The following is a 14,385-nucleotide window of genomic DNA, read 5'->3' as shown; positions in this document are numbered from 1 at the left end:
TGTCATCGTTATGATTGAACAAAAAAACAGATTATTTTGGTTAAATTTTTATCTATTATAAACAGATTGTGATATTATTTTACTGATATATAACAAACGAAATGAAGAGAATAAGGATGGGCCATATATGTTAACTCGTGAAATTGCCGCAGAAATTGTTAAGCAAACCATGGTTAGACTGGATAGAAATATAAACATTATGGATGATAGAGGCAAAATAATTGCATCTGGTAACCCCGATCGAATCAATATGATTCATGAGGGAGCAACAGAAGTTTTACGTACTGGTAGAGCTGTCACCATTAGTGATAAGGATATACAATGGAAAAACTCATATCCCGGTGTTAACCTACCAATTCATTTTCAAAAAAAAATCATCGGTGTGATTGGCATTACTGGTGACCCAGATGAAATTTTTGAATTTGGTGAGTTAGTAAAAATGATTACAGAGATGATGATTCAACAATCCTTTAGTTTAGATCAGTTAGAGTGGCAACAAAAAGCGAAGGATCATTTATTCGATGATTTATTGCAGGACTCAATTGAAGATTCATCGATTGAACAACGATTTAAACTATTTGAGATTCATCTTTTGCCCCCCTTTCAAGTGTCAGTCATTAAAACAGATATGCCCAAATTGAAAAAAAATGACTTCATCCAATGGGTGGAAAGATTTTTTCCCAAAGAAAATACATTGATTGGTTTCCTAGGAATCAATCAACAATTTATACTTCATACAGGCTTAACAGAGGAACAAATCATTCATCGGTATCAAAGTTTCATTTCATTTATAGAAGAAAATCAACTTACTGCAAGAATTGGGTTGGGTTCCAATGTAAAGACTGTCAATAACATTCAACATTCCTATCAGCAATCCATTTCAGCTTTAACATTAAGTGCAGAGTCTTCTATTTTTGCTACTTTTAAAGATATTGAAGCACAAGCATTACTGAATGAACTGAGTGAAGCATCTAAAACTTACTACTATACAAGAGTACTGAATGGACTTTCTGAGAAGCTAATTGAGACACTTGAAAGCTTGTTTGCAAATAATTTAAACCTTGGAGAATGTGCGAAAAGTTTATTTATCCATAGAAACTCACTCATTTATCGGCTAAAGAAAATCAAAGAAATAACCGGATATAACCCACAGCATACTCTCGATGCAATTACACTGCAACTTGCGATTTGGCTTAGACAAATGCATAAAGAGTAACTGGTTAAATACCTCACTTGATGGATGTTCTCTGACTCTTGTAAAAAATACCATTTGTGATTTCAAGTAAAATAAGCTCGCCATCTGGTGAGCTTTTCTAATCTATCTACTAATTAATGAAATACAATACTTTGAAAAACCGAAATCTGGTGGACCATACTAATTAGACAATCGCGCAAACGACTGTAAAGTTTCATCTATATCATCTTTTGTCCGTGAAACAATATCTTTTAGCTCATCAGTTATCTCATACACATTCACGACTTGCTCTGTAATATTCTCAATATTTATATTTACTTCTTTCATCGCATTATCAGCTGAGACAGATAGCTTTTTAACTTCTTTGGCAACAACGGCAAACCCTCTTCCTTTTTCACCAGCATGAGCTGCCTCAATAGCAGCATTAATTGCCAATAAATTCGTCTGAGATGCAATATTTCGAATAAGTTTAGATGTTTCTTCGATTAGCTTCATTTGTTGTTTCAACGTTTCTAAAGCTAATACCTTTTCATTAGAGTTAGATAATACCAGTTCAACAAGATGTGTGGGCGCCATTTTTAATTTTGAGATCATCTCATTTGTATGCTGCTCCCTTTCAGTAATGTCCGTGGCAATTTTTAAAACTCCCTTTACCTCTCCTTTCGTTCCTATAACAGGAATATATGTCGCTTCTAACCACAATAATTGGCCAAACTTACCCACTCTTTTGATTTTCTCTTGAAACTTTCTTCCCCTTCTCAAATTACGCCATAGCTCAAGATAGGTTGAACCATTCACCTCTTCAATAGTACAGAAATTCTGATGATCCATTCCTACCATTTCTCCTGACTGATACCCCAGTACTCTAGCAAAATTATCGTTAACCCATATCACTTCTCTATCCAAATTAAACTCAATCATGGCTAAATTTCTCTCAAGTGATGCTAACACTTCATTATTATCTAACACTTGATGATTTTCCTGAAAACCAATTGTTGTATTCATACATGCTCCCTTTCATACGCTAGTAGTTCTTTTTACCCATATCAAACATAAACGAAACCTACAACAGAATATCGTTTTATTTCATCTACTTAAACAAAAAGGTCTTTCCTTTGTTTTTTGCCAAAAAGGAAGAGATAATAAATAGATGGAAATTTGCCAAAGGTGGGGTTAGCACTGAATAAAATGAATATGGAACTCATATTAAAGACACTTGATTATACACGCGTTGGTATTTTAATTACCGATCCGAGTCAGCATGATAACCCTATTATCTATTCTTCTAAAGGTTTTACTGATATGACAGGTTACACCAAAGAGGAGGTAATCGGTAATAATTGTCGTTTTCTACAAGGCGAGCAAACAAGTAATGAAACCATTGCTCGTATTAGAGAAGCAGTAACAAGAAAAGAATCCATACAATGTGAAGTTCTAAATTATAAGAAGAACGGCGATATTTTCTGGAATCACTTAACAATTGATTCGGTTTATATGGAAGAGGAGGAAGCCCATTTTTTTATCGGTGTTCAACATGATATAACTGAACAGAAAGAGGCCGAGCAAAAGTATTTACAGTCCTTACAGAGAATCGAAGAACTTGAAACACCTATTATTCCACTCACAGATAAGGTATCTGTTCTCCCTTTAGTTGGAGAGATGAATGAAAGTCGTTACCATAAGATGACAACGCAATTATTGCAATCATTAGAGAATACATTTGCTGAAACCCTATTAATCGATGTAAATGGATTAACTACTTATAATGAAGAAATTATGCAAAGATTTATTGAACTAGCAAATGTATTATCATTAATGGGTACGTCTATGATATTATGTGGAATCAAACCGGCAATGGCACAGAAATCAATTACATTTGCCGATCGACCTACAAGTAAGCTTAGAACCGCTAGTACAATTAGAGCTGCTCTTGATATTGCTTCTAAATAAAGGAAAAATGCAACTCTAATTGATAGCAGTTGCATTTTTTTTAAATGATTATTTTGGTGTCAGGCTAAACTTTCAATGAATAAACACAACAACTTATCCTGCCATTGATTGTTTCTTCTCTTCTTGTTTCTCTTTTTTTCTAATCTCAGTGAATTTCCGAGATTCAGCCACAATGACTGGAGATAGAAGCAAGAGAGCAATTAAGTTTGGTAAGGCCATTAGTGCATTAAAGATATCAGCAATTCCCCATACCATTTCTAACTCTAAAGCCGAGCCAATGAGTACTGTTATGACAAACAGCACCTTGTATATCACTGCATTTTGATCACCAAATAAATAACCAAAACATTTCTCGCCATAATAAGACCAGCCAATAATAGTCGAATAAGCAAAGAACATAATACCAATAACTACAAGCATATTACCTACACCAGGTAAGAAGAATTCAAATGCTTCTCCCGTTAAACTAGAAGCATTTTCATGCCCCACATAAAGACCACTTAATACAATCGTTAAACCAGTAATCGAACAAACAATAATTGTATCAATAAATGTTCCTGTCATTGAAACTAACGCTTGTCTACCAGGATAATCTGTTTTAGCCGCTGCAGCTGCGATGGGTGCTGAACCAAGCCCCGCTTCATTAGAGAATACCCCACGGGCGATACCATAACGAATGGCCATCCCGACTGCACCACCAGTTGCTGCGGATGGGTTAAAGGCCTCAGAGATAATAAAACCTAATGCTTGAGGTACTTCAGTAATATTCATAAAGATAATAATAAGTCCACCAGCTAAATAAAATAATGCCATGAAAGGAACGAATATCCCCGTAACTCGACCAATTCCTTTAATTCCACCTAACAGTACTAATCCTGTTAATACCATTAGAACAACACCCGTAATCCATGGGTTCACCCCGAAATTAGCTTCAAATGAGCCAGCAACAGTATTTGCTTGTGTCATATTACCAATTCCAAATGAAGCCAAAAATCCAAAGAGAGCAAATAATACAGCTAACCATTTCCAGCCGAGACCTTTTTCAATATAATACATCGGTCCCCCGGAGATTTCACCTTTACTATTCGTCACACGGTATTTAACTGCTAAAATGGCTTCACCGTATTTTGTCGCCATTCCAAAAAATGCAGCTAACCACATCCAGAATAAAGCACCGACCCCACCAAGCATCACTGCTGTCGCTACACCGGTAATATTTCCTATCCCAAGTGTGGCTGCCATAGCTGTCATCAAAGATTGAAAGTGGGATATATCCCCTTTATCTTTATTGTTTTTATCACTTTTACTAAAAGTAAGCTTTAAGGCATACGGAAGTTCCCTTATTTGGATAAATCCTAACCTAAAAGTAAGGAAGATCCCCGTTCCCACTATCAATACTAGGGTTACTGGCCCCCATACAAAATTACCTACTACGCTTATTAAGTTCTGTAGCCATTCCATCATTTTCCCTCCTCTTTAATCTTCTGTTATACAACAATAAACAATTAGATTGAATTATTATATTATAATAGATTCTTTACAAAAAATAAATACGAATTAAAGCATTACCACGTTATTTTGTTGAACATTTTCTAAATTTTTATCATAGTAAGAAAATTAACTTAACTTATAAAGTCTAAAAATTCTAAACTATTAGCCTATAATTCTCTTCTTATATAAGAATCACCTCTTTTTTCTTCAAAATAATGATGAATTCTGTCGAACAAATAACCAATACTTTTGTTTTAAGAATATATTACTGTAAAATTAAATCTTTTGAAGCGGGAACAATGCCTTAAGGGAGAGGTGATTTACCCCATAGGAGTCCTTTAAAGAACCTAGAATGGGTTGTATTTATTCAAACACCTCATGAAAAACATAAGTGGTAGACCCTCCTATCATATCTAACGATAGTGTTTTAAATTTGAACATTACATGGGAGGGATCACCTGATTGAAGCAAATAAAAAAAGTAGGGGTCGCCTACTTTTTTTGGTTTAAGCTTGCACTTCCCGATATTCTGCTTTCTTCTTAAATAGAGCAGCGACAAAGGGACAAGCTGGGACAATTTTTTTGTTTTGACTTTTCACCTCTTGTACAACCGAATCCACTAGTTGTTCAGCAAGTCCAGTACCTCTCGCTTCTTCCTCTACATATGTATGTTCAATAACAATGGTGTGATCGTTTCTTTCCGAAAAAGTAACTTCTCCTTGTTCCTTCCCACTATCATCAATACCATAATGACGATTGCTAGCTTTTTTAATTTCCACGCCTCACACCTCCTTCTTTTATATGATGGCCTTCATTATGCTTTTCTCAAACACGAACCGTACATGTTATAAGAGCAGCGTACCTTTTTAATTATAGTATGTACGAATGATTAATGGGATATGTATTTTTTACGCTTTGTATTTATCCTCTAAGTGACGGGCAAATCCTACTTGTTCGGCCTTCACCTTTGCTTTCTATGGAGGGGCCCTACATGGTCCCACCTGTTTATCCTGGTAGAACGATGGCTCTATTTTTTTGGAAATGATAAGTTACCATGATGATAATAGTAGGGTTCGCTTTCAATTGCCGTTACGGTATGTTGACGAAGTGCTTTTGACGTGAGTATTCTATGCTCATTTAACTCTTGTACCTGCGATGCAAAAATGGTTTGAGGTAGAGGACAATCTAAAGCATTAAACCACTGGCTATCTTTTTTAGCTTGTATAAGGTGCCAACATCCTTTGGGGATATTAACTACTTGGTTGGGGGAAATAGTGAACACCTTGATTTGATGTACATCTGGTAAAACAAATGATACTTCTATTCGCCCCTGTACACAATATAAGAGCGAAGAAGCATTCAGGTGACATTGAATGGGTGTCACTTGACCCTTCTCTTAGGAGACAATCAATAAGATAATATTCTCACCATTACAAAACACCCTTCCCACTCCTTCAACATCAAATTGCTTCATTATATGTAACCTAAATGGAATAATGACGAATGATTTATCTTAAATAGTGAATAATAATTAAATCTTTATTTGAGCTAAGAATACCTTTCTATGAGGATTCGTCCACCACCCTTCCCCCATTTCCTCCATACTGAAAAAAAACAATTCTTATTAACGCCTTGAATAATCGAAAATTCGAGATATAATACTTGTATACAAGTATACTAAAATGAGAAGGTGTTATGATGAACGAACCAATAGAATTTCTCTACCCTTCCAAATGGCTCACGAAAGCTTCGACAGGTGAGCGCGTTGTAAGTGAATTAAGGATGCAAATTCTCTCAGGACGTATTGAAAGCGGTACCATTCTTTCAGAAAATAAATTAGCTGCTGACTTTTCAGTAAGTCGATCACCAATAAGAGAAGCATTAAAAATTCTCTCTGCTGAAAATATTATTCGCCAAGAACGAATGGGTGCAGTCGTCATTGGTTTATCCGAAAAAGAAATAGAAGAAATATACGATGTGCGCATTCTTATTGAAACGTTTATCTATCAACGACTTGTACGTTCAGATATTACAGACCTTGTAAAAGAACTCAATAAGATTTTAGAAATGATGAAAGTCTCTATTAAATATAATGATGCGGATGAATTCTCACTTCAGGATTTACAATTTCATGAGACCATTATTCGAGCCGCTAATCACTCATATATATTAATGATCTGGAATAATTTAAAACCAGTCATGGAGGGGTTAATTCTATTATCCATGCGCAAGCGTTTTAAAGAAAACCAGCACGATTTCGAACGCATATTCACAAACCACGCACTCTATATTGAAGCGATTGAGAAAAAAGATAAAGCATTAATGATTCAATCTCTCCATCAAAATTTTGATGATGTGCAAGGAAGAGTTGAAGATATGTGGAAATCCCAAGAAATTCTTGCAGAAGGGGGCGGAACAAAATGACAACCTATATGTTAGGTGTAGATATTGGAACAACCAGCACAAAGGCTGTTCTTTTTACAAAAGACGGGAAAGTCATTCAAAAAGAAAACATCGGCTACCCATTGCATACACCAGATATGTCTACAGCTGAGCAGGACCCTGAAGAAATCTATCAAGCGGTCAAGCAGGCGATAACGAACATTATGAAAAAAAATAGTGAAATGATGCCAGCATTCATTTCCTTTAGTAGTGCCATGCATAGCTTAATTGCTATCGATGAGAATGATCAACCATTGACTCCATGTATTACATGGGCCGATAACCGCAGTGAATCATGGGCACATAAAATTAAAGATGAATGGGGTGGCCATGAGATTTATAAACGTACAGGGACCCCTATTCATCCAATGTCCCCATTGAGTAAAATAACATGGATTACAAATGAACGCCCAGAAATAGCCCAAAGAACGAAAAAATACATTGGGATAAAAGAGTATATATTCAAGAAGTTCTTTAACCAATATGTTGTTGATTATTCTATCGCATCAGCAATGGGAATGATGAATCTTACTGAATTAACATGGGACAAAGAAGCATTAAAGATAGCGGGCATTCGCGAGGACCAGCTATCCACCCTTGTTCCCACAACTCAGATATTCACACACTGTGACAGTGAGCTTGCCTTACAAATGGGACTTGATCCTCATATCCCTTTTGTTATCGGTGCAAGTGATGGTGTCCTCTCTAATCTCGGAGTCAATGCGATTGGCAAAGGGGAAATCGCCGTCACCATCGGAACTAGTGGAGCCATTCGTACGATTATTGATCGTCCGCAAACAGATGAAAAAGGCCGGATTTTCTGTTATGCACTAACGGAAGATCACTGGGTCATTGGTGGCCCTGTTAATAATGGTGGGATTGTCCTCCGTTGGATTCGTGACGAATTTGCCTCATCCGAGGTAGAGACTGCCAAACGTTTAGGACTCGATCCATATGAAGTGTTAACGAAAATTGCTGAACGTGTGAGACCAGGTGCAAATGGACTTATTTTCCATCCTTTCCTTGCGGGTGAAAGAGCACCTGTATGGAATCCAGATGTTAGAGGCTCATTCTTTGGTTTAACCCTTTCACATAAAAAAGAACATATGATTCGCGCCGCATTAGAAGGTGTCATTTTCAACTTATACACTGTTTTCCTCGCACTTATGGAGTGTATGGACGAACCTGTTACGCGTATTCAAGCGACAGGCGGATTTGCCCGCTCTGCTGTTTGGCGCCAAATGATGGCGGATATTTTTGATTCTGAAGTGGTCGTACCTGAAAGCTATGAAAGTTCCTGCTTAGGGGCATGTATCCTTGGGTTATACGCTACAGGAGAAATTGAAAATTTTGCAGTAGCTTCTGACATGATCGGTAGCACACATAAACATACACCAGATGAAGATGCAGCTAATGCGTATCGTCAACTAATGCCTAGCTTTATCAACCTGACAAGAGTATTAACAGAGGAATATACAAAAATCGCTAACTACCAAAGAGGCTTGATAGGAAAAGATAGCGAATAAAAAGGAGAGAAAACTATGCCATTATTTATTGTTGCTTTAGGTATTATCGCCCTATTGCTCCTTATTATGGGGCTTAAACTCAACACATTTGTCTCACTTATTATCGTTTCATTTGGTGTTGCCCTAGCTCTTGGCATGCCTGCATCAGAAATTGTTGGCACGATTGAAAGCGGTCTTGGTGGAACACTTGGACATATCGCCTTAATCTTTGGTCTAGGTGCTATGCTTGGTAAATTAATCGCTGATGCTGGCGGTGCACAAAGAATTGCAATGACCCTTGTCAATAAGTTTGGTGAGAAAAATATCCAATGGGCAGTTGTCGTATCATCCTTTATTATCGGGATTGCCCTATTCTTTGAAGTAGGTCTTGTATTACTTATTCCCATCGTATTTGCGATTTCAAGAGAATTAAAAGTATCGATTCTTTACCTCGGTATCCCAATGGCAGCAGCATTATCTGTTACACATGGTTTCTTACCACCTCACCCTGGTCCAACCGTCATTGCCGGGGAGTACGGTGCAAATATCGGTGAAGTTCTATTATACGGGATGATTATTGCTATCCCAACAGTGATTATTGCTGGCCCAGTTTTCACTAAAATTGCGAAGAAAATCGTACCCAACTCTTTCACAAAGAGCGGAAATATTGCTTCTTTAGGTGAGCAAAAACAATTTAAACTTGAAGACACACCAGGGTTTGGTATCAGTGTATTTACAGCGATGTTACCAGTGATCCTTATGTCGATTGCAACAATCGTTACTTTACTTCAAGAAACGATGGGCTTTAGCGATAGCATAATCATTATCGTGATTAAGTTCATTGGTGATGCTTCAATCGCGATCTTGATCTCTCTACTTGTGGCCATTTACACAATGGGCATTGGCCGTAATATTCCAATTAAACAAGTAATGGACTCTTGCACAACAGCCATCACACAAATTGGAATGATGCTACTGATCATCGGTGGCGGTGGTGCTTTCAAGCAAGTATTGATTGACGGTGGGGTTGGTGATTATGTTGCCCAATTATTCGAAGGCACGACCCTTTCACCTATCTTATTAGCCTGGACCATCGCAGCCATCTTGAGAATTTCTTTAGGTTCTGCGACAGTTGCAGCATTAACAACAGCTGGACTTGTTATCCCTTTACTCGGTCAAACAGACGTTAACCTTGCTCTCGTTGTACTCGCAACAGGTGCAGGTAGCTTAATTGCATCCCACGTCAATGATGCAGGTTTCTGGATGTTTAAAGAGTATTTTGGTTTATCAATGAAAGAAACGTTTGCTACATGGACTTTATTAGAAACCATCATTTCCATTTCAGGCTTAGTATTTACTTTATTATTAAGCTTGATTGTTTAAGTGACAAAGAGCAAAAAGACGAGAGAGTTACGATCCACTCACTCGGCTTTTTGCTTTTTATTTCGGAGAGAAACGTTAACGTGTCAAAAAGCCGATCCGAAATTATAAAAGCTTGAATGGGATGGAAAAAATGAAAAACAAAGTAACCCTAGGAATAGTGGCAGAAACTGAAACTCCCTCCTCCAAAAGAAACTTGCAAAGATGTGCACGCAAAGTCACACTGGTTTTCGATACGATTTTGTCCGGACATTTCCTGTTTGAGGGACTTCCTTCCTTTTCTTTACTCGCTTTTGCGCGTATCTCCTATTTACGCGCACTTCTTTCCTTTTCCTTAATCACTTTTGCGCGTATTTCCTGTTTACGCGCACTTCTTTCCTTTTCCTTAATCACTTTTGCGCGTATTTCCTATTTGCGCGCACTTCTTTCCTTTTCTTTACTCACTTTTGCGTGTATTCCCTGTTTACACGCACTTTCTTCCTTTTCCTTAATCACTTTTGCGCGTATTTCCTGTTTACGCGCACTTTCTTCCTTTTCCTTAATCACTTTTGCGCGTATCTCCTATTTGCGCGCACTTTCTTCCTTTTCTTCACTCACTTTTGCGCGTATTTCCTGTTTACGCGCACTTTCTTCCTTTTCCTTAATCACTTTTGCGCGTATCTCCTATTTGCGCGCACTTTCTTCCTTTTCTTCACTCACTTTTGCGTGTATTCCCTGTTTACACGCACTTCCTTCCTTTTCCTTAATCACTTTTGCGCGTATCTCCTATTTATGCGCACTTCTTTCCTTTTCTCCCCCTACTTTTGCGCGATCATCCCACTTCATTTCCCACCAACCAATTCAATAAGAAGGTTCTGATTCAATGCAGCAGACTCACATAGACAGACACATTCATAAAATGCAACTAGAGGCTGGGACAAATGGTTTTCAGCAAATGAAAAAAACGAACTAATATTTGAAACACTATTTTAGAGCTTCAGATTAGTTCGTTTTTTATTATTTTTCACGTGTTTAGTTTAGTTAAGAATTAGAAGTGAAGAATTTAGTTTTGTTCCAGCTTCTAGATCATACACGTTTCTATCTGTTATTCAAATGCCGGAATCGCCGTTTCATCATAATTTTCTTCTAAGAATTTTTTCACTTCAGGGCTTGTCATTGCTTCTGCAAGTTTTTGAATCGCTTCTGAATCTTTGTTATCTTCGCGAGCGACAAGTGTAATGGCAAAGTCATTATCAATACCTTCTGTTAGTAGTGCATCACTTTTTGGTGTTAAGCCCAGTGGTGCAGCATAAGCAGGAGTCATTACGACTGCATCAGCATCATCATACATTCTCGCCAGCATTAATAAATCTACCTCTTCAAACTGATAGTTCTTTGGGTTAGATGTGATGTCTGATTTCGTATAATATGGACCTGTTTTTTCTTTTAATTCAATCACATCATGTTGTGCTAGTAATGCGAGTGAACGGTCAATATTGGATACATCATTGGCAATGGCAATCGTTGCTCCTTCAGGTAAATCAGCTATTTCTTCAAAGTTCTTTGCATAAACACCATAATTGGCAAAATAAATCTCTTGTATTGCCACTAAATTCGCATCATTACTACGATTGTACTCTTCCATATAAGGCACATGTTGAAAAAAGTTTGCATCTACTTCTTTTGCCGCTAAAGCTGTGTTGGGTTGCACATTATCACTTAGCACAACCATCTCTAGATGAATGCCCTCTTCTTTCAGTTGTGGCGCTACTAACTCAAGAATCTCTGTCATCGGTGGAATAAGTGAAGCGACTTTTAGTGTTACCTCTTCTTTACTGTCACCACCATTTGTTTGTTTATCGTCTGCTTGATCTTCTGTTTCTTGACCACAAGCAGCAAGCATCAAAATACTTAGTATCATTAAAGCAAATAGTCTTTTCATATTGTCCTCCTTCAGTATGTAGTCATCTCTTATCAATCACTCTCGCAACAGTTGTCCCAATAAACTGGATGCACTGTACCAGAATGACCATAATAATGATCATATATATCATTAAATCCGTCATAAATTGTTGATATCCATAGCGAATGGCGAAATCACCAATTCCTCCACCACCTACTACCCCCATAATAGTGGAATAGGATATAAAACTAATAATTGAAGTCGTTAAGCCAAGGACTAGCCCTGAACGTGCTTCGACAAATAAAAATTTGAAGACAACTTCGACAACCGATGCGCCCATCGCCTTTGCTGCCTCTATTACGCCTCTAGGGACATCTAATAAAGACTGTTCTACAAGGCGAGAATAATGTGCGATAGCGATAATTGAAAGCGGTACAGTTGCTGCCGCTGTGCCTATCGCTGTCCCAATAATGAACCTTGTAAAAGGAATCAAGAAGACGACTAATAATAAAAATGGAAAAGAACGAATCGTATTTACCAATAAATTTAAAATCGAAAAAACAGCTCGACTTTCTAGTAAATTCCCTTTTCTACAAAGGAAAAGTAGTGTTCCAACAGGGAGTCCCACGATGACAGCGGCAAGAATAGACATCCCCACCATCGCAAAAGTCTCGCCAATCGCTTGCCATATTTCCGCCTCATACCTCTGCAATACTTCAGGCATCCCCGCTCACCTCACCTGTTAATTTTTCAATAAAATATTCAGGGGTGTGGTCCACATCAGGGATGCCTTTCGGTTCAAGCTCAATTGTCTTATAGACAGAGCCATCTGCCATAACCGATACGCGGTGACAAATGCTTTGTATAACCTCCATCTCATGGCTAACAATGACAATCGTGACCCCTAATGTACGATTAATCTCCTCTAGCACAGCGAGAATTTCCGCTGTTGTATGAGGGTCAAGTGAAGAGGTTGGTTCATCGCATAATAACACCTTAGGCTCGTTCGCAAGGGCTCTAGCAATCGCCACTCTTTGTTTTTGACCGCCACTTAAACTTTGTGGGTACTGCTTTTCCAAATGAGCAAGACCTACGAACCTTAAGCATTCCATCACTCTTTCTCTTCGTTGATGCTTCGGGTAGTTTGCTAGCTGAAGACAAACCTCGACATTATCATAAATAGTTAAATTCGCCACAAGATTAAAATGCTGAAAAATCATCCCCATTGATTTTCTCGCTTCTCTTAACTGTTTTGGTTTCATCGTCATCAAGTTTTTTCCATCAACAACGACTTCACCGCAATCGGGTACTTCAAGCAAGTTCATTAACCGTAGTAATGTCGATTTTCCCGCTCCACTTGCACCAATGATGCCGTAGATCTCGCCTTCATTTACTTCGATATCAACCGCTTTAATCGCTTCGTAATCAGCGAAGCGTTTACTTATATCATGCATTCGAATCAAATGAAATAAACCCCCTTTCCATTTATGAAAGGTAATCAATAACGGATATATTATAGCTCAATCCCTCTACAATGTCATTTTGACGGGCATTTACAAACATTCTGTCTACTTATAATGATGGAATCTGATTAGAGACAAAAAAAATCCCCCCGCCATTTATTTTGGTAGGAGATTCTTGAATTAATGTAATTTTATTGAACCACCATCAACAAGTATAGTTTGTCCAGTAATGTAGTTTGAATCTTCACTTGCTAAGAATACAGCTACTTTCCCGATATCATTTTCAGGATCACCTAAACGGCGTAATGGAATCTTATTTACCATCGCATCATATGCTTCAGGCGCATGTTGTTTCCATTGTTCAACTCCTGGTGTTAAAGCAATTGGAGAAATCAAGTTAATATTAATATAATCAGGTCCCCATTCATTTGCTGTTACACGTGTGATGGCACGTATCGCTTCTTTCGCAGCAGCATAAGCTGTTTGTGTCACTTGTCCATCAATTCCCGCTCCTGAAGCAAAATTAATGACCTTTCCTTTATTTTTCTTTAACTCAGGATACGCCGCTTGCATAAAGCGAACCGTTGGATAAAAACCAGTGTTAAAAGAAAGGTCAAAATGTTCTTGAGTTGTTTCATTAAAGAGCACCTGTTTAGATACATGTGCATTATTTACGAGAATATCAAGTTTACCAAACTTCCTAACAACTTCTTCAACAATTTGCGTAATGTTTTCTTGTACTGTGATATCTTTGATAAACAGCATACCTTCTGTGTGAACACGAATCTCTGCTAATGTCTCTTTCCCTTTTTCTTCATTCACATCAACAATGGCAACATGCGCGCCTTCTTTCGCCATCGCAAGCGCCATTCCTCTTCCGATTCCAGAAGCACTCCCAGTAATAATCGCAACCTTACCATTCAATTTCATGAGAAAGACCCCTTTATTAAAATAATATATTTAGACATCTAAATACTTTATGAATAAATCATATCAGATTATATTAGGATCTGACAATAGATTATACTTCCACGTCATGGCAAATATAGGGTTTAGAACAGCAACATTACGGACGGAT

The 14,385-nt window shown here is 37.7% G+C and carries 14 protein-coding genes; 5 read left to right on the top strand and 9 right to left on the bottom strand.

Going from position 1 to position 14,385, the window contains the following annotated elements; all coding sequences use genetic code 11:
* Positions 1 to 127 precede the first annotated feature (127 nt).
* Positions 128 to 1,216 carry a CdaR family transcriptional regulator gene (locus MKX29_RS09780; RefSeq protein ID WP_095371417.1) on the top strand — a complete coding sequence of 363 codons (1,089 nt, stop codon included), beginning with the start codon at positions 128 to 130 and terminating at the stop codon, positions 1,214 to 1,216.
* A gap of 159 nt (positions 1,217 to 1,375) precedes the next feature.
* Here the strand turns inward: MKX29_RS09780 and MKX29_RS09775 are convergent, their stop codons facing one another.
* On the bottom strand, positions 1,376 to 2,200 hold the full coding sequence (locus MKX29_RS09775; protein ID WP_095371416.1) for a methyl-accepting chemotaxis protein: 825 nt from the start codon (positions 2,198 to 2,200) through the stop codon (positions 1,376 to 1,378).
* 183 nt (positions 2,201 to 2,383) lie between these two features.
* Here MKX29_RS09775 and MKX29_RS09770 point away from each other — a divergent pair, with 183 nt between their 5' ends.
* Positions 2,384 to 3,145, top strand: a complete 762-nt coding sequence (locus MKX29_RS09770; RefSeq protein ID WP_224936912.1) for an STAS domain-containing protein — start codon at positions 2,384 to 2,386, stop codon at positions 3,143 to 3,145.
* Between the two features lie 93 nt (positions 3,146 to 3,238).
* Here MKX29_RS09770 and MKX29_RS09765 read toward each other — a convergent pair whose 3' ends face one another.
* From MKX29_RS09765 to MKX29_RS09755, 3 genes are all read right to left on the bottom strand, one after another.
* A complete protein-coding gene (locus MKX29_RS09765; protein ID WP_095371414.1) occupies positions 3,239 to 4,609 on the bottom strand; it encodes an alanine/glycine:cation symporter family protein in 1,371 nt (456 codons plus the stop codon).
* A gap of 532 nt (positions 4,610 to 5,141) precedes the next feature.
* Positions 5,142 to 5,414 carry a GNAT family N-acetyltransferase gene (locus tag MKX29_RS09760; RefSeq protein ID WP_224936913.1) on the bottom strand — a complete coding sequence of 91 codons (273 nt, stop codon included), beginning with the start codon at positions 5,412 to 5,414 and terminating at the stop codon, positions 5,142 to 5,144.
* Between the two features lie 248 nt (positions 5,415 to 5,662).
* A complete protein-coding gene (locus MKX29_RS09755) occupies positions 5,663 to 6,019 on the bottom strand; it encodes a cupin domain-containing protein (protein ID WP_341105253.1) in 357 nt (118 codons plus the stop codon).
* A 314-nt stretch (positions 6,020 to 6,333) separates the two neighbouring features.
* Between MKX29_RS09755 and MKX29_RS09750 the strand changes: the two genes are divergently transcribed.
* The 3 genes from MKX29_RS09750 to MKX29_RS09740 are packed head-to-tail and all read left to right on the top strand — an operon-like array spanning position 6,334 to position 9,965.
* Positions 6,334 to 7,059: a GntR family transcriptional regulator gene (locus tag MKX29_RS09750; RefSeq protein WP_224936915.1), complete on the top strand. Its 726-nt coding sequence runs from the start codon at positions 6,334 to 6,336 to the stop codon at positions 7,057 to 7,059.
* A complete protein-coding gene (gene gntK, locus MKX29_RS09745; protein WP_341105249.1) occupies positions 7,056 to 8,603 on the top strand; it encodes a gluconokinase in 1,548 nt (515 codons plus the stop codon). Before MKX29_RS09750 ends, gntK begins: the two co-directional genes overlap by 4 nt.
* A 15-nt stretch (positions 8,604 to 8,618) precedes the next feature.
* Positions 8,619 to 9,965, top strand: coding sequence for a GntP family permease (locus tag MKX29_RS09740; protein ID WP_224936917.1), 1,347 nt, complete (start codon positions 8,619 to 8,621; stop codon positions 9,963 to 9,965).
* 405 nt (positions 9,966 to 10,370) lie between these two features.
* On the opposite strand, the gene MKX29_RS09735 is transcribed toward MKX29_RS09740, so the two are convergent.
* From MKX29_RS09735 to MKX29_RS09715, 5 genes are all read right to left on the bottom strand, one after another.
* On the bottom strand, positions 10,371 to 10,508 hold the full coding sequence (locus tag MKX29_RS09735) for a hypothetical protein (protein WP_341105246.1): 138 nt from the start codon (positions 10,506 to 10,508) through the stop codon (positions 10,371 to 10,373).
* A 538-nt stretch (positions 10,509 to 11,046) separates the two neighbouring features.
* Positions 11,047 to 11,883 carry a MetQ/NlpA family ABC transporter substrate-binding protein gene (locus tag MKX29_RS09730; protein WP_224936919.1) on the bottom strand — a complete coding sequence of 279 codons (837 nt, stop codon included), beginning with the start codon at positions 11,881 to 11,883 and terminating at the stop codon, positions 11,047 to 11,049.
* A 22-nt stretch (positions 11,884 to 11,905) separates the two neighbouring features.
* Complete coding sequence (locus tag MKX29_RS09725) at positions 11,906 to 12,568, bottom strand: methionine ABC transporter permease (protein WP_095371406.1); 663 nt, start codon at positions 12,566 to 12,568, stop codon at positions 11,906 to 11,908.
* Positions 12,561 to 13,307 carry a methionine ABC transporter ATP-binding protein gene (locus MKX29_RS09720; protein ID WP_341105243.1) on the bottom strand — a complete coding sequence of 249 codons (747 nt, stop codon included), beginning with the start codon at positions 13,305 to 13,307 and terminating at the stop codon, positions 12,561 to 12,563. Before MKX29_RS09720 ends, MKX29_RS09725 begins: the two co-directional genes overlap by 8 nt.
* A gap of 180 nt (positions 13,308 to 13,487) precedes the next feature.
* A complete protein-coding gene (locus MKX29_RS09715; protein ID WP_341105241.1) occupies positions 13,488 to 14,237 on the bottom strand; it encodes an SDR family NAD(P)-dependent oxidoreductase in 750 nt (249 codons plus the stop codon).
* Positions 14,238 to 14,385: the final 148 nt, after the last annotated feature.

The organism is Cytobacillus sp. FSL R7-0696, assembly GCF_038006865.1.
GTDB lineage: Bacteria > Bacillota > Bacilli > Bacillales > Cytobacillaceae > Cytobacillus > Cytobacillus kochii.
This window is presented reverse-complemented; position numbering and strand designations above follow the sequence as displayed.

Excerpts from the sequence above, each read along its gene's own strand:
- MKX29_RS09780 (WP_095371417.1), top strand. The coding sequence starts at position 128 with ATGTTAACTCGTGAAATTGCCGCAGAAATTGTTAAGCAAACCATGGTT.
- MKX29_RS09775 (WP_095371416.1), bottom strand. The coding sequence starts at position 2,200 with ATGAATACAACAATTGGTTTTCAGGAAAATCATCAAGTGTTAGATAAT.
- MKX29_RS09770 (WP_224936912.1), top strand. The coding sequence starts at position 2,384 with ATGAATATGGAACTCATATTAAAGACACTTGATTATACACGCGTTGGT.
- MKX29_RS09765 (WP_095371414.1), bottom strand. The coding sequence starts at position 4,609 with ATGATGGAATGGCTACAGAACTTAATAAGCGTAGTAGGTAATTTTGTA.
- MKX29_RS09750 (WP_224936915.1), top strand. The coding sequence starts at position 6,334 with ATGAACGAACCAATAGAATTTCTCTACCCTTCCAAATGGCTCACGAAA.
- gntK (WP_341105249.1), top strand. The coding sequence starts at position 7,056 with ATGACAACCTATATGTTAGGTGTAGATATTGGAACAACCAGCACAAAG.
- MKX29_RS09740 (WP_224936917.1), top strand. The coding sequence starts at position 8,619 with ATGCCATTATTTATTGTTGCTTTAGGTATTATCGCCCTATTGCTCCTT.
- MKX29_RS09730 (WP_224936919.1), bottom strand. The coding sequence starts at position 11,883 with ATGAAAAGACTATTTGCTTTAATGATACTAAGTATTTTGATGCTTGCT.
- MKX29_RS09725 (WP_095371406.1), bottom strand. The coding sequence starts at position 12,568 with ATGCCTGAAGTATTGCAGAGGTATGAGGCGGAAATATGGCAAGCGATT.
- MKX29_RS09715 (WP_341105241.1), bottom strand. The coding sequence starts at position 14,237 with ATGAAATTGAATGGTAAGGTTGCGATTATTACTGGGAGTGCTTCTGGA.